This is a genomic window from Enterococcus italicus DSM 15952, assembly GCF_000185365.1.
Classification (GTDB): Bacteria; Bacillota; Bacilli; order Lactobacillales; family Enterococcaceae; genus Enterococcus_G; species Enterococcus_G italicus.
Genome location: NZ_GL622241.1, coordinates 2,008,690 through 2,023,671 on the forward strand (window position 1 = coordinate 2,008,690; position 14,982 = coordinate 2,023,671).

Annotated in this window: 13 protein-coding genes and 1 pseudogene; 2 read left to right on the forward strand and 12 right to left on the reverse strand. The window is 41.0% G+C overall.

Annotation, left to right across the window (positions count from 1 at the left end; translation table 11 throughout):
• Nucleotides 1-25 precede the first annotated feature (25 nt).
• From HMPREF9088_RS12545 to HMPREF9088_RS09290, 6 genes and pseudogenes are all read right to left on the reverse strand, one after another.
• On the reverse strand, nt 26-712 hold the full coding sequence (locus HMPREF9088_RS12545; RefSeq protein ID WP_338063974.1) for an LPXTG cell wall anchor domain-containing protein: 687 nt from the start codon (nt 710-712) through the stop codon (nt 26-28).
• A 138-nt stretch (nt 713-850) separates the two neighbouring features.
• Nucleotides 851-1,894, reverse strand: a pseudogene (locus HMPREF9088_RS12440) (glycosyl hydrolase 53 family protein); the annotation flags it as partial.
• Nucleotides 1,895-2,038: 144 nt separating this feature from the next.
• A complete protein-coding gene (locus HMPREF9088_RS09275; RefSeq protein WP_007208969.1) occupies nt 2,039-3,070 on the reverse strand; it encodes an aldose epimerase family protein in 1,032 nt (343 codons plus the stop codon).
• A gap of 2 nt (nt 3,071-3,072) precedes the next feature.
• Nucleotides 3,073-4,587: a UDP-glucose--hexose-1-phosphate uridylyltransferase gene (locus HMPREF9088_RS09280; RefSeq protein WP_007208970.1), complete on the reverse strand. Its 1,515-nt coding sequence runs from the start codon at nt 4,585-4,587 to the stop codon at nt 3,073-3,075.
• 2 nt (nt 4,588-4,589) lie between these two features.
• Nucleotides 4,590-5,585 carry a UDP-glucose 4-epimerase GalE gene (gene galE, locus HMPREF9088_RS09285; protein ID WP_007208971.1) on the reverse strand — a complete coding sequence of 332 codons (996 nt, stop codon included), beginning with the start codon at nt 5,583-5,585 and terminating at the stop codon, nt 4,590-4,592.
• Nucleotides 5,582-6,772, reverse strand: coding sequence for a galactokinase (locus HMPREF9088_RS09290; protein ID WP_007208972.1), 1,191 nt, complete (start codon nt 6,770-6,772; stop codon nt 5,582-5,584). Before HMPREF9088_RS09290 ends, galE begins: the two co-directional genes overlap by 4 nt.
• A 252-nt stretch (nt 6,773-7,024) precedes the next feature.
• Between HMPREF9088_RS09290 and HMPREF9088_RS09295 the strand changes: the two genes are divergently transcribed.
• On the forward strand, nt 7,025-7,369 hold the full coding sequence (locus tag HMPREF9088_RS09295; protein WP_007208973.1) for a PadR family transcriptional regulator: 345 nt from the start codon (nt 7,025-7,027) through the stop codon (nt 7,367-7,369).
• The gene (locus HMPREF9088_RS09300) at nt 7,356-8,192 is read left to right on the forward strand and encodes a DUF1129 domain-containing protein (protein WP_007208974.1); all 837 of its coding nucleotides are present in this window, start codon (nt 7,356-7,358) and stop codon (nt 8,190-8,192) included. Before HMPREF9088_RS09295 ends, HMPREF9088_RS09300 begins: the two co-directional genes overlap by 14 nt.
• Nucleotides 8,193-8,308: 116 nt before the next feature.
• Here the strand turns inward: HMPREF9088_RS09300 and HMPREF9088_RS09305 are convergent, their stop codons facing one another.
• The 6 genes from HMPREF9088_RS09305 to argC all read right to left on the reverse strand — a co-directional run bounded on the left by HMPREF9088_RS09305 (nt 8,309) and on the right by argC (nt 14,882).
• On the reverse strand, nt 8,309-9,280 hold the full coding sequence (locus tag HMPREF9088_RS09305; protein WP_007208975.1) for a bile acid:sodium symporter family protein: 972 nt from the start codon (nt 9,278-9,280) through the stop codon (nt 8,309-8,311).
• 385 nt (nt 9,281-9,665) lie between these two features.
• Complete coding sequence (gene argF, locus HMPREF9088_RS09310) at nt 9,666-10,688, reverse strand: ornithine carbamoyltransferase (protein ID WP_007208976.1); 1,023 nt, start codon at nt 10,686-10,688, stop codon at nt 9,666-9,668.
• A 10-nt stretch (nt 10,689-10,698) separates the two neighbouring features.
• Nucleotides 10,699-11,850, reverse strand: a complete 1,152-nt coding sequence (gene argD / locus HMPREF9088_RS09315; protein ID WP_007208977.1) for an acetylornithine transaminase — start codon at nt 11,848-11,850, stop codon at nt 10,699-10,701.
• Nucleotides 11,825-12,598, reverse strand: coding sequence for an acetylglutamate kinase (gene argB, locus HMPREF9088_RS09320; protein ID WP_040366955.1), 774 nt, complete (start codon nt 12,596-12,598; stop codon nt 11,825-11,827). The genes argD and argB overlap by 26 nt, the downstream gene beginning before the upstream one ends.
• A 45-nt stretch (nt 12,599-12,643) precedes the next feature.
• Nucleotides 12,644-13,840: a bifunctional glutamate N-acetyltransferase/amino-acid acetyltransferase ArgJ gene (gene argJ / locus HMPREF9088_RS09325; protein ID WP_007208979.1), complete on the reverse strand. Its 1,197-nt coding sequence runs from the start codon at nt 13,838-13,840 to the stop codon at nt 12,644-12,646.
• A gap of 13 nt (nt 13,841-13,853) precedes the next feature.
• Nucleotides 13,854-14,882 (reverse strand): N-acetyl-gamma-glutamyl-phosphate reductase, encoded by a 1,029-nt coding sequence (argC, locus tag HMPREF9088_RS09330; RefSeq protein ID WP_007208980.1) that lies wholly within the window; start codon nt 14,880-14,882, stop codon nt 13,854-13,856.
• Nucleotides 14,883-14,982: the final 100 nt, after the last annotated feature.

Sequence of the window (14,982 nt, forward strand, 5' to 3'; positions counted from 1 at the left end):
ATATTAATTTATTGTTCTTACATTTTTACCCATCTACTCTTGATTTTCTAGCTATTATCGTTTTCACCACTATAATGCCACAAATACTCAATAACAGAGAGCCAAGCAACACTAATTTCATACTTCCACGACTACCCGTTTTCGGCAAACTCTCTGCTTTTGGTTCATTTTTTTGATTACTAGTTCTTTCTACCACTTTCTCAGAGTCTTGTTTTTCATCTTCAATTGATTTTGTTGATTCCGTACCTGTATCTTTTTCACTTGGTTTCGTTACTTCCGGTTCTGTTCCTTCTTCACTTGGTGTCGTTTCTTCCGGTTCTGTTCCTTCTTCGCTTGGTGACGTTGGAACGGCCGATTGAATTAGGCGAATATCATCTATTGTGCCCCAAGAACCCGCATCACCTTGAAGTTCAATTTCAATAGTCACATTTTTTGTCGTATCGCCAGTTAGTTCAAATTGGACGATTGGTGTTTGCCAGTTTCTCCAACCATCTAGTGTAGCACCAGTTTCATATATATCGTCACCGACTTTTACACGCAACATTGCTTTCGGTTCGTTTCCTTTTAGTTCCCCTTGGATGGATGCTATTAATTGATATGTTCCTACTGTCAAATTCGAAATGACCTGGCTTGCGACACTATGGATAGCTTGCTCACTATAAAAGTGTAAAGACCAAGTCCCCTCAGCTGGATCATCCCATGAGCGGCTCATTCCAGTTGCAGTATCATTAGGATCTAAAAGGTTTTTTAGTTGCCAAGTAGCTAATTCTTGCTCAAAACCTCCATTTGTTACATAGTTTTTTGCTAGTATGGTGACAGTTGCTGTGGCCTGTTGCTCATAACCTTGTATCGCTCCTTTCACTACGTAAGTACCCGGTTCATTCGCATTGATGTTTGCTAGATCATCTTTATTCCACACTACTGAAACTTCCTGGCTACTGTTATCATTAAAGTTCACTTGTACCGTTTCGGGTAAAGATAAAGCGGAGCCTACCTCAATCGTTGGTTTAACTTCTGAGACTGAAACGACTTTTTTCTCAGCAATAGAACCAGTCTTGATGTATTGGAAAATATTCGCACTTGCTAGTGGTTTTCCTACAAAGTCAAAGAGTGCTTGATTATCAATCGCACTTCCTCCGTACCATTTACCTGCATCTGCACTATCATATTCTCCTGCAAATGAACTAGCCCATCCCGAACCATATGTTTCCCACTTTTCTTGATTTGCTGTTTTTTGATTAGGTATTCCTACTGGTATCCATGCTGGTTCCCAATAAAAGACACCTAATCCTTTCGTTCCGACATTTTGAACTGCCTGAAATACTTCTCTAACTGCAGTTGCTTGTCCTTGAACAGATACCGGATAGTATAAAGTGGAGTCATCATTTTCTTGAATAGTATTTCCATGCCCATCCCCTTCAGCGAACGTATACGCGTAAGACGTCTCAGCTATCATCACTTCTTTGTCATACCTTGTTGCGTAATCAGTTAATACCGATTGTAAATTTTCGATTGTTCCATGCCAATAGGGATAATAAGAAGAAGCAAAAATATCATAATCTACATTATTCTCTTTCAATTTTTGACCAATACTGTGGTACCAATCTACTTTTTCTGGATTAGTGAAATGCAACGCAACTTTGATCAATGTATTTTGTTCTGCGCTTATTTTTCTAACTGCTTGGCTCCCTTTATTAAATAATTGACTCATTGCTTCCCAACTAGTTTCACCCGCTAAGCCATTATTCGTCTCGTTTCCTATTTGTACCATGCCAACATCAACACCCGCTGATAACAACCTTTGTATACTTTCATATGTATAATTGTAAAGCGCTTCCTTTTTTTGGTTCAACGAGAATGACTGCCAAGCTTTAGGCGCCTGTTGCTTTGCTGGATCTGCCCAATGCCATCACACTTAACAAACCGATACCAAAATGTTTCTTCATTTCCTTTACCCTCCAATTTTTGTAAGCGTTTCTACATCCTTATAATAAATTATTTTGCTAAAGATGTAAATATATTTTATTATAAAAGTTACTTATTTTATTAAAAATTGAAAGGCCGTGGTTGAATAGAAGAGTTCATCCTTTTTTAAGATCACATTACCAAAGTTATCATGATGGACAGCATCAGGTAGGACTTGGGTTTCAAATGCAATCACATCATGCTGACAGATGAGTTGGTTGTCCATGTTTCGGTGCTCATCTGCACCATTAAATGTATAAATCACCGTGCTTGGACGATCAGTAAACATCTTTAGTCGATAGTGCGGAGTATCCAGCCACACAGCTGGTTCATCCTCTTCCCGCTTGTCTAATACAAAGCCATGATCAATGCCAGCCACAAGTCGAATTTGCTCGTCTTCACTTGCCAAGCAAGCCAGCAAATCGACTCCTGAATCATCCCGCAAATCAAAAGCAGTATTTGCGACAGAAGCAATCGTTAGTGGGATACCATCAGATTGAATTGGTGTGTAGCGACTTGCCTTGACATGTAGCCGAACGGCATGATTGGTTTTCTCATGCAAGCCGGTATAAAAGTAGGCATGATTGGTCGGGTTAAAGAACGTATCTTGATCACTTTTTGCTTCATATTGGATTCGCCATTCATTTGTATTCGTTAAATAGTAATGAACGGCTACATTAAGCTTACCTGGATAGCCACTTTCTCCATCCACACTTGTATAAGAAAAGATAAAATGAATCTGATCACGCTCAATGGTATACGTCGCTTGCCATAACTGATTATGAAACCCTTGGAAGCCACCGTGATGACTGTGCGGTCCTTCTACTTTATCAAATTGGTACTCCTGACCATTGAGCTCTGCTTTGGCGTTAGCAATCCGGCCAGCCACACGACCAATTGTTGCACCAAAGTAGACATCTTGCTTGCGGTACTCTGCTGCCGAAGCAAAACCCGGAATAATCACTACCTCTTGCTCTGCTTTTTCCCATTTTAACGAAACAACACGGGCACCATAATTGGTAACCCGTAATGTCAAATCATGATCATTTGTCAGTTGATACACATATTCTCCCTGTGTACCAAATACTTTTTTTTCGACTTTCATCGCTATGCTCCTTTTCTATCGGCTTGCCATCTGGAAACAAACGCTCGGAAAGCGTTTTGTCCTGCTTCTGTCCGTTTAAAAACACCCGCATTTTCCAAAATTTGCTCAAAAATTTCGCCTAATGATTGCTCAATCAGTGCATCCGCTTGCTCTTCGGATAACGGTCCGTCCACTTGCGCTTTTAAGTCTTCCACCCAATCTTGATGTGCTGATACAACTTGGCTATTTTCTCCTATAAGGGTTTTTTTCACTTCTGCTAATTCATCTTTCAAGCGTGGTGGCAAAATCGCTAAGCCCATTACTTCTATTAAACCAATATTTTCTTTCTTAATATGATGGTATTGTGGATGTGGATGGAATAGACCGTCTGGATAAGTCGCTGTCGTATGATTGTCGCGAAGCACCAGATCAAGCTCATACACCCCATCGCGCTGTCTCGCAATCGGCGTAATCGTATGGTGTCTTGTACCATCTTCTGCATGCGCTACGATATCTTGTGATAGATCTGAATACTCATCCCAGTAAGCCAATACCGACGTCGCACAAGCCACCAACTCTTCTTTGCTTGAACTAGACAGGCGAATGACCGACATTGGCCAGTTAACAATTCCTAATTGTACAGAAGCAGATACCGTATCAGGTTGCAACCAATCAATCGTCGCTTGGCTCATCGGAAAGACATCTAGTCCGCCTTGGTAATGATCATGCGACAATATAGACCCTCCGACAATCGGTAAATCAGCATTCGATCCGACAAAATAATGCGGGAAGCGATCAATAATTCCTAATAGACGCTCAAACGTCTGTTGAGTGATTTTCATCGGTACGACTTTCTGATTCAAAAAGATGCAGTGCTCTTGATAATACGCATAGGGGGAGTACTGAAAGCCCCATGTCTCTGCCCCCATCGGAAACCAAATAATACGATGATTGACCCGTGATGGATAATCCACCCGTCCTTGATAGCCTTCATTTTCTGGTGCTAACATCGTCCGCGGATACTTGCTTGTTTTCATCGTTCGTGCCAAAGCAATTTCTTTCGGATCTTTTTCAGGCTTGGATAGATTAATCGTAATCTCGTACGTCCCATATTTTTGTTTTGAAAAGAATCGGATATTTTTTGCAATGGCTTCTGTCTTAATGTAATCATTTTGGCAGCTTAATTGATAAAAATAATCCGTCGCTTTTTGAGCATCTGTTTCAGCATATTGATGAAACGTTTGATTTACTTTTGTTGGTGAAGGTGTAATCAAGTCCATCAGTGTCGCACCTAGTTGGTCACGTGCGCTAAATGAATCAGCGATTGCACCATTGCTCACAGCCATCTCAACTAAGTGATTTTTACATGTCACTAGTGCTGGCAGTGGTGTTGGTCTACTATAATCGTCAGCTGCAATCTCGTTCATTCCAATCAGTGCTATCACGCGATTCACCAAATAATCGCGGTCATACTCTGTCCACTCAGCTTCATGAATAACGCCATCGACAAAATAGTGAATCCATTTATCGTTGCTCATCTCTACTCCTCCTTTGCATACCCGTGTGGATGTGTCTGATGCCACGACCAAGCAGAAGAGAAAATCGTTTCAATCGTCGTATACTCTGGCGTCCATCCTAAAATTGTTTTTGCTTTTTGTGGTGATGCGACAAGAACAGCTGGGTCACCTGCACGTCGCGGTCCGACTTTGACCGGAATTTCTTTTCCAGTAATCTGACGTGCTGCAGTCAGCATTTCTTTGACACTAAATCCTTCATTGCTCCCTAGATTGAATGCATCACTTTTTCCACCGTTCACCAAATAATCATAGGCTTTTAAATGCGCCTGAATCAAATCTACTACATGAACATAGTCGCGCACACAGGTACCATCTTTTGTCGGATAATCTTCCCCAAAAATCGTAAAAGACTCTCTTTGGCCGAGTGCCGTCTGTAATAATAGCGGGACAAGATGTGTCTCTGGTGTATGATCTTCACCGATTGAATGGTCTAATTTCGCTCCTGCGACATTAAAATAACGCAACGCAACATAACGAATGCCATACGCCTCATCACACCACCGCATCATATTTTCCATCATTCGCTTACTTTCCCCGTATGGATTCTTCGGCGAAGCTGGCATATTTTCGGTAATAGGAGTTTCATTGGGTTCTCCATAAGTCGCAGCAGTAGATGAGAAGACGATTCGTTTGACTCCATATTCATGCATCACTTCCAGTGTCACTAGCGTCCCGTAAACATTGTTGTCAAAATATAACAACGGTCGTTCCATGGACTCACCAACTAATGAACTCGCCGCAAAATGAATCACCCCTTCGATTGATTCTTTTTTAAATACAGACTGCATAAATGCTTTATTGCGAATGTCGCCCTCATAGAAACGAGCTGCTGGATGTACCGCCTTACGATGACCAGTTAATAAATTATCAACGACTGCCACATCAAAGCCAGCTGTAATAAACTGATCTACTGCATGAGAGCCAATATAGCCTGCTCCACCAAGTACTAAGATTGTCATACATGTGCTCCTTCACTAAGCAAGCTTGTTCCATCAGCAATATCTGCAACATAAAAGGCTGCTGGATAGCCAATTTCTTGTTCATAGGCTTGGCCGACATGATTGATGAACGTTGTGACAGCCTCTTTTTCAACCAATGCAATGGCGCAACCACCAAATCCTGCACCAGTCATCCGAGCTCCAAGCGTTCCTTCCTGTGCTTGTGCATGTGCAACAATTGTATCTAATTCTTTCCCAGTCACTTCATAATCATCACGCAAGGATGTATGGGAAGCATTTAATAGTTGGCCAAATACTGTGAGTTGGTTTGCTTCCAATGCTTCTTTGGCATCTAGGGTTCGTTGATTTTCACTCACAGCATGGCGAGCCCGACGATACAAGGTTTCGTTTGATTCAAATAATCCTTGGACTTTTTCTAATTGTGCAATGGTCAATTGACCCAGTGATTCGACCTGTTCGACTGATTGAATGAGTTTAAGTGCTTCTTCACATTCAGCGCGTCGCTCGTTGTATTTTGAGTCTGCAAGTTCTCGTCGTTTATTTGTATTCATAATAACGATGACATGGTTGTCCATTTTTACTGGCACCAAATCATACGCTAAGGTCTCACAGTCAAGTAATATCGCATGGTTTTTTTGCCCCATACCGACTGCAAACTGATCCATAATCCCTGAGTTAACCCCTATGAATTCATTTTCGACTTTCTTACCTAACTTAATCAACGCTAAGCGTGAAGCATTTAGTCCATACTCTTCATTTACAATGACACCGATTAATAATTCTAATGAAGCAGATGAGGACAGACCAGCTCCATTAGGAATTGTTCCATAAATATAGCAATCAAAACCATGTGGCAAGGTGCCATAGTCTTCTGACAGATAACGAATCATCCCTTTCGCATAGTTTGCCCATTGATGGTCTTTTTCAAATTCAAGATGATCTAAGTCAAACTCAATCACGCCAAGTGAAGCGAAGTTGCCTGAAAATAGACAAACCTTACGATCATCTCTTGCACGATATACACCATATGTCCCTAAAGTTATCGCACTAGGGAATACATGTCCGCCATTGTAGTCGGTATGTTCACCAATTAAATTAATCCGTCCTGGAGAAAAATACGTTGCTTCTCCCGCCGTACCAAACTCTTGCTCAAACGCTTTCAGTAAATCGCTTTCTTTTTTACTCATCTTAAAATCCCTCCTAAATATTCTGTTTCATTCTCGTTTATTATAGATTATCAGCCTTTAAAATTCAATACATTTAGTAAAATTAGTAAATGGTTTTACTATATTAGTATAATTATTTTATAAAAGAGCATGTCATCTTCTATCACTACCTTTTTATTCTACTTACAACTATTATGCTTTACATACTAGTTAACATCTGCTACACTGTGATTATCAACTAAGTTGTATTACATACTAGCTATTGGAGGGATTATGAAAAGTACTCAGTTATTAAAAGGTGTCTTAGAGGGATGCGTTTTATTGTTTATTCAGCAAAAAGAAGTATATGGCTATGAGCTAGTCCAGAATTTAAAACAATTAGGGTTTACTGAAATAGTCGGTGGCACCGTCTACCCTCTTTTGCAAAAATTAGAGAAAAAAGGGGCCCTGACTAGCTACATGAAGCCATCACCTGATGGACCCGATCGAAAGTATTATCAAGTCACCCCTTTAGGAGCCACATTGGCCAGTGATTTTTTAGAGGAGTGGCAGGATTTATTGCGGACAGTCGCACATTTTCAACAACTTAAAGGAGCGATGAACAATGACGAACAGTGAAACAGAACAACTTATCGAACAAAATAATCAACTACGGGAACAATTAACAAAAGAAAACGAACGCTATTATAGCGATTTGCTTGTGTATACGCGGATTAGAGGATTTTTCTTGAATGAGCAACAATTGGAAGAGCAACTTTTGCAAATACTACAAGATATGCTTGATGCTCAAAACGATGGCGTAAGTGCCGCCGATTATTACGGACATCAGCCCCAACAATTAGCCGAACAATTACTCGATACGTTCCCTAAAGCTAGTAACTATACGTTAGTCAAATGGGCTGGTTATATCTTTGGTCTAAGTAGTTTTTATACACTCCTCTCTCAATTTAGTGATGCGACAAATCAATTACGTGTCGGGAGTTTCGTACTGAATGGGCTTTTAACGATTCTTTTTATCGTTTGTGTCTTTTTGATTATTCAAAAGAGTATCTACCAAAGACTGATACAGAATAAAATCATTTTATACACGGTTTGCTCGTTGTTAATTGGTGGGTTACTAGTTGGTGTGATTGGCTCACAAATCTTTCTACCATCTTTTATAACCATCTCCGTTTCAAATCGCTTTATGGTTACGTTGATTGGTTTATTTTTAGTTGTAATTACAGTCTATTATCTTAAACATTGGACCAAGCAAAGAGCTATCCTTGTAGCAATTGGACCGTTTCTCTATTTTTCAGCGCTCTGTGGCTTACTGATTCGTACTGCTAGTTTGCAAGAACTGATGAATAGTTTACCAGGAAAAACATTACTTGTTGCCGGCAACATCATTTGCTTAATTTGGTTCTATATTCGCTTTTTCGCGGCAGCAAAAAAAGAATAAAAAGCAGCTAAGGCAGACTCAACTATAAACAAAAAGCCAGAAAATCCAAATTTTTTTCAAACATTTGGATTTTCTGGTCTTTTTATCATAGTGCCTAATCCTGTTTTGCTATTTCCTTAGGCGACAGATTGGGTGGTAGCTTCAACTTCTTTCACAGCTTTTTCATCGCGGCCTTTCCACCATGTAGCTAAAACAGAGCCTGATAAATTGTGCCAAATCGAAAAGATGGTTGCGGCCACTGCTGCTTGTGGTGTAAAAAATTTCAAAGCAAGTGTAGCAGCTAGAGCTGAATCTTGCATTCCTACTTCAAAGGTAATTGCCTTTTGTTGCGCATGATCGAGCTTGATTGCTTTGGCAAAAACAAAACCAAGTGCATAACCACATAAATTATGCAGCATCACGACAGGAATAACTAGTAACGTCGCTGCATTGGTAAATGTCGCATGGTTCGCTGAAAAGACTGCAACGATCAATGTTAAGATTGCCAGTTGAGAAATCATTGGTGTCACTTGATTCACCTTATCTAGCTTATGACCAAAGAAAGTGTGCAACACAACACCTAAAACGATTGGCAATAAAACAATTTTGATTGTGTTAAAAAACATTGCAGCTGCCGGGACATCAATGTAACTTCCTGCTAGGAAAGATACCAATAATGGTAACATGACAGGCGCTAACAAGGTAGATAGCACACCAATCGACACATCGAGTGCCACATCACCACCTGCGATAAAGGCCATAACATTGGAAGATGTTCCAGATGGTGCTGAGCCGACCAAGATGACACCGACAGCTAATGCACCTTCTAAATGGAATAATTTCACTAAAAGAAACGCCAAACTGGGCATAATCACATAGTGGGCAACCGTTCCTAAAATTACTGGTAAAGGATTTTTCGCAATCCGTTTAAAATCGGCCACATTTAAGCTTAGTCCCATTCCGAATAATACAACCATTAACAAATACGAAGCGTACGGTACAATTGCTAAACCGACTGCTGGCACCATAAATGCAAAGACGGCGGCTACGACCACCAAGAGTGTAAAATATTTTGAAACCCACTTACTTGCTGCTGTTACTTGTTTCATTTTTATTCCTTCTTTCTCTCTCCAGTACTAATGAATACACAAAGGTAAAATCTGACAGTCAATCATCTCTAAATTTTTCTATAAAAAAAATCCTATTCGACAAAAGCGAATAGGACCTAGTCATTAGCAACATTGCTTGCCAATTCTCTACGTCCTACTCTTAATAATAATGACTAAAGCGATTGATTGATTCATGTCGTTTCATCCTTTCTTTTTAAAGAATTTTTCATTAGTTGTCTATTAAAATAATCCTAATTTATAAAAAAGTCAATTATTTTTCAGAAAATTCTTTCATTTTTTTGTTATTTGTCTGATTTTGCCTAAAAAAAGCAACTTTTTCATGAGCGACGGCAGTCTTACGACTACACTCACAAAAAAGTTGCTTTCATTTTTGTTCAAAAAAACTCGTCGGAATAAATAAATTTCCCAATGTTGCTGCCATGATGGCCTTAATGGCATGCATCCGATTGCCCGCTTGCTCAAATACTTTGGACCGTTCACTTTTAAAAACATCATCGGTTATTTCCAAAGCAGGAACTTGAAATTGCTCCGCTAACTGCTTGCCCATCACTGTCTGCTGATCATGAAACGCTGGCAAGCAATGCAAGATGATGGTATCGGCCTTGCCAGTTTTTTTCATTAACGAGGCATTTATTTGATATGGAAGCAATACGTTAATTCGCTCAGTAACATCAATCTCTTCCCCCATTGAAACCCATACATCTGTATACAAAGCATCGGCGCCTTTAACAGCTTCTTCTACTTGATCGGTGATAAAGATTGTCGCACCTGACTCATTGGCATACTGCTCAGCTAGCTTACGCACCCATTTTTCTGGTTGCAGCGAAGCGGGTGCGGCGATATGAATCGAGACTCCGAGTATCGCGCCGGTGACGAGTAGACTATTGGCTACATTGTTGCGCCCGTCACCGACATAAGCAATGGTCTTATCAGCTAATGTCCCAAATTGCTCTTTCAGTGTCATAAAATCCGCAATCATTTGCGTCGGATGCCAGCTATCTGTCAAGCCATTCCAGACTGGTACATTGCTATCGGCGGCTAGTCGTTCGACTACTTGTTGATCAAATCCACGAAATTCAATGCCATCAAACATACTACCTAATACTTTAGCAGTGTCACTGACTGATTCTTTTTTGCCTAATTGGATATCCTCTTTCCCTAAAAATTCAGGATGCGCGCCTAAGTCACTCGCCGCTACGGTAAATGCTGACCGCGTACGAGTAGAAGTCTTTTCAAATAATAGCGCGATATTTTTACCGGCTAAATAGGGATGGGGAATGTGTTGTTGCTTGAGTGCCTTTAAGTGAATCGCAAAATCAATCAAGTATGTCAGCTCACTAGCGTTAAAGTCGATTTCTTTTAAAAAGGATTTTTCTTGAAAATGCATACACTACCCCCTATTGATGGACCATACTTGTTTGTAAGACTTGTTTTATTTTTTGACTAGCTTCGATTAATTCCGCACCTTTGATTACAAGGGGTGGTAATAGTCGTAAGGTGTTGCCGTGTGCCGATAGAGTCAGTATACCTTCTTGATGCAAGGCTTGAATGACGTCGGCTACTGGCAGTTCTTTTGCCAGATGAATGCCTATCATTAACCCTTTACCCGAAATCCCTTCAACGAACTCGATATCACTTAACTCTTTCTCTAAGTAATACCAAAATAAATCTGCCTTTTGTGTCACCGCTTCTAAAAATTCATCATCGATTATCGTCAATACTTGGTTTGCAGCAGCCATCGCTAGGGGATTGCCACCAAATGTCGTACCATGAGTGCCGGCAGAAAAGGCAGCCGCCAGTTCCTTTTTACCAATCATCGCCCCGACTGGAATGCCATTTGCAAGACCTTTAGCCGAGGTAACGATATCAGGATCAAGTGCGTAATGTTGATAGGCAAATAATTTTCCGGTTCGCCCGATACCAGTCTGTACTTCATCGATAATCAATAGCACACCTTTTTCTTTGCATTCGGCATCTAGCGCTTCTAACCAATCCGCCTCTCCTGCTGTCATGCCACCTTCTCCTTGAATCACTTCGACAATCACTGCCGCATACTCACTCGTAATGGCTTGTAAGGAGTGAAAGTCGTTATAGGCAACGAACGTCACATCGGACAATAAGTCGCCAAATCCTTCCTTTATTTTCTCATTGCCAGTCAGTGACAAAGACCCTACTGAACGGCCGTGGAAAGAATGCGCAAATGACAGAATTTTTGTTTTGCCTGTCGCTTTACGGGCTAACTTTAGGGCAGCTTCATTGGCTTCTGTTCCTGAGTTACAGAAAAAGACGACCTTTTCTGTGCCTTGGGTCAATTTTTCAGCGACTTCCTCTTGCAAGTGGCTTTCATATAGATTAGATGTATGCCAGATTTGACCGAGTTGCGCTGTGACTGCTTCATTTAATTGTTTGACATTATACCCTAAGTTACAAACGCCAATCCCACTCGTCAAATCCAGATAGGAATTGCCTTCTTGGTCAAAAACGGTCACGCCTTCTCCAGAAATAAGTTCAAATGGAAACCGGTTATACGTTGGAAATAGTGTAGCCATAAGTCTGTGCCCCTTCCTTTAAAATCGTTGTGCCTGCTTGTGATAAGACGTTGGTAATCACGATTTTTTGTACGCCGCTTTTTAATGCATGAAACGCCGCTTTCAGCTTCGGTTGCATGCCGGCTGTAATGATATTTTGTTGTTGCAACGTGGTGGTTTGCTTTGCTGTGAGTTGTTTGATAACTTTGCCATCTTTTAAGACACCGGGGACATCTGTCACCAGATAAAGAGCCTCCGCTTTTAGAAGACTTGCTACACTCGCTGCGGCCGTATCTCCATTGACATTTAGCCAGTTACCCGATTCATCGATGGCTAATGGTGCCAAAACACCAATTTCATTTTCTAAGATCGACGAAAGATACGGCTCATTTACTTGGGTGATTTCCCCGACAAAGCCATAGCGGTCTCGATCAAGACATGTACCTAAAAGCAAGTGATTGCTTGCTGCATGTAAACCAATCGCTGCTAGATCATGCTGAGCTAATTGTTGCAATATTTGTGGTTGCGCATAGCCTAAGAGAACCATTCGGGTGATTTCTAATGTGGCAAAATCAGTCACCCGAATGCCATTTTCTTTACGAACGGGGAGGTGTACTTTTTGAGAAAACTCCGTAATTTTATTGCCTCCACCATGGACAATCGCGATCTTTTTGCCCATTCTACGCCATTCGGCCAGTTGGCTATAAAAAGCTTCGGTTAAGTCATTCATCGCATTGCCACCAATTTTTATGACAATTACATTTTCCATATGCTCCCTCTTTTCTCTACTTTTCTCTACTCTATGCGTAACCATTTAAGTCGAATACGTGGCATTGATTTTGACATAATCATAGGTCAAATCACAGCCCCATGCCTTACCGGAGTGTGCACCTGCGTTTATATCCACGTGTACAAAGACTATCTCTTGTTCTAGTGACTTACTTGCCGCTTGTTCCGAAAATGCGACTGGCTGGCCATCTGCCACCACGGTAATTTCATTCAATTGTACGGCGACCTTATTTGGATCAAATGTGGCACTCGTGGCACCAATCGTGCTAATGATTCTACCCCAGTTTGGATCATTGCCAAACATCGCTGCTTTAACTAAATTAGAACCGACAATTGCTTTTGCTATCGCCTGTGCTTCTTTTTTGGTCTTGGCACCATCGACAGTTACTTCAATTAATTTGGTTGCTCCTTCACCATCTCGAGCAATCATTTTTGCTAGCTCCGTTAGCAAAAGGTGATACAAGTTTTTGACGAGCGGATAGTCTTCGTGCTCAGTCGTCACTTCTTGATTACCCGCCACACCATTTGCTAATAAGAGCACCATATCATTGGTTGAAGTATCGCCATCGACAGTGATTTGATTAAACGTCTCATCGGTAAGAGTACTCAGCATCGTTTGGAGACAATCAGGCGCAATCTGACAGTCGGTCACGACAAATCCTAGCATGGTCGCCATATTCGGGTGAATCATCCCCGACCCTTTGGCAAAGCCGCTAAATGTACATTGTTTTCCCCCGATTGTAGCTGTTAGGCAAAGTGTTTTGGTCTTGGTATCAGTCGTCAAGATGGCTTCTGTCAAAAGGGTGTTCGATGTTTGTTTTAATGCTTGAATTCCTTTTTCCATCTTAGCCATCGGTAAATAGCTGCCGATGAGTCCCGTCGACGCTACTCCGACTAAATCAGGCGTAATCGCCAACTTTTCGGCGACCCATTGTTGTTCTTGGGATACATCTTTGACACCTTGTTCTCCCGTACAGGCATTGGCGAAGGCACTGTTCATCACAAGTGCTTGAAGCGTATGTTTTTTTTGGATTAATTGCTTGGTGATTGCTGTCGGTGCGGCACAAAATTGATTGGTCGTATAGACTCCCGCAGCCGCGGCCGGCACCTCAGATACTAACCACCCGACATCTAATTTGCTATATCGTAACTTAGCGTGCACTGCATCACTAGTGTATCCTTTCGGCCAAATAAACGATTGTTCTTCCCACTCTGTCATCATTTGTTCCTCCTTATTATGGAAATTGAGGAAGAAGGGGGAGCCCTGTTGATTCCTCAAATCCAAACAACTTATTAAAATTCTGCACTGCCTGTCCCGCCGCACCTTTTACTAAATTATCAATGACAGAAACAATCGTTACGACTTGGGTTGCTTCATTCATGACAAGCCCGATGTCGCAAAAATTTGAGCCAGTAACCTCTTTAATGGTCGGTAAATGCTGCTCTTTAAAACGAACAAATTGACTAGCTTGATAATAGGATTGATATAGCTGGTTCAGTTCTTCTTGGGTTACTTGTTTTTTCAGCCTGACGTATTGGTTGGCTATAAGGCCTCGTGTGATTGGTAATAAAGTCGTCGAAAACTGAATGGCTTCGATTTCTTGGTCCCATTGGTGTAGTTGCTGTACCATTTCGGGAATGTGTTGGTGTTGATTTAGTTTGTACACCCAAGCATTTTCATTAATAAAGGTAAACTGACTGGTTGGCGCTAATTTTTTTCCTGATCCAGAAACGCCGGATTTGGCATCAATAATAATCGATGTCGGATCTAGCCAACCTTCAATTGCTAGTGGTGCTAAGGCAAGTAAAGCCGCTGTCGCGTAGCATCCTGGATTGGCTACATAAGTCGCATAAGATTTCGTAAATTCACTTAAGCCATAGGTGACCTTAGCAGCATCTGGTAAGGTGCGATTGGGTTGACCATACCAAGTGTCGTATTCATCAGATGAGGATAGACGGTAATCCCCGGACAAATCAATCACGGGAAAGCCACACTGAATGAACTCGTCGGCTAATTGACTAGCTATACCAGAAGGCGTGGCAAAAAATAAACAATCGACTTGCTCCATCACTTTTTTTGAGTCAAATGGATAAATCATTTGCTCGCTCATCCCAAAGGCCGGCACCTCATCTGTCAGTCGACGAGGTTCTTCATTCTGTTGATTTCCATATAAATAAATATGATCGACTTCTGAATGATTGATGAGAAAAGAGTACAACACCATTCCGCTGTACCCCGTAACTCCTACGATACCGATATTCATTAAAACTCACTCTTTTCTGAATAAAAATCCAATAATTATCTAACAATATAATATATATTCTTTATTTTACAATCTATTTTATTAATAAATATTACTATTT

Bases quoted from the DNA above. Each gene is read 5' to 3' on its own strand.
- HMPREF9088_RS09300 (WP_007208974.1), top strand. From the start codon at position 7,356: ATGACGAACAGTGAAACAGAACAACTTATCGAACAAAATAATCAACTA.
- HMPREF9088_RS09290 (WP_007208972.1), bottom strand. From the start codon at position 6,772: ATGAGTAAAAAAGAAAGCGATTTACTGAAAGCGTTTGAGCAAGAGTTT.
- HMPREF9088_RS09275 (WP_007208969.1), bottom strand. From the start codon at position 3,070: ATGAAAGTCGAAAAAAAAGTATTTGGTACACAGGGAGAATATGTGTAT.
- HMPREF9088_RS09280 (WP_007208970.1), bottom strand. From the start codon at position 4,587: ATGAGCAACGATAAATGGATTCACTATTTTGTCGATGGCGTTATTCAT.
- argC (WP_007208980.1), bottom strand. From the start codon at position 14,882: ATGAATATCGGTATCGTAGGAGTTACGGGGTACAGCGGAATGGTGTTG.
- argD (WP_007208977.1), bottom strand. From the start codon at position 11,850: ATGGCTACACTATTTCCAACGTATAACCGGTTTCCATTTGAACTTATT.
- HMPREF9088_RS09305 (WP_007208975.1), bottom strand. From the start codon at position 9,280: ATGAAACAAGTAACAGCAGCAAGTAAGTGGGTTTCAAAATATTTTACA.
- HMPREF9088_RS09295 (WP_007208973.1), top strand. From the start codon at position 7,025: ATGAAAAGTACTCAGTTATTAAAAGGTGTCTTAGAGGGATGCGTTTTA.
- argF (WP_007208976.1), bottom strand. From the start codon at position 10,688: ATGCATTTTCAAGAAAAATCCTTTTTAAAAGAAATCGACTTTAACGCT.
- HMPREF9088_RS12545 (WP_338063974.1), bottom strand. From the start codon at position 712: ATGAGCCGCTCATGGGATGATCCAGCTGAGGGGACTTGGTCTTTACAC.
- galE (WP_007208971.1), bottom strand. From the start codon at position 5,585: ATGACAATCTTAGTACTTGGTGGAGCAGGCTATATTGGCTCTCATGCA.
- argJ (WP_007208979.1), bottom strand. From the start codon at position 13,840: ATGATGACAGAGTGGGAAGAACAATCGTTTATTTGGCCGAAAGGATAC.
- argB (WP_040366955.1), bottom strand. From the start codon at position 12,598: ATGGAAAATGTAATTGTCATAAAAATTGGTGGCAATGCGATGAATGAC.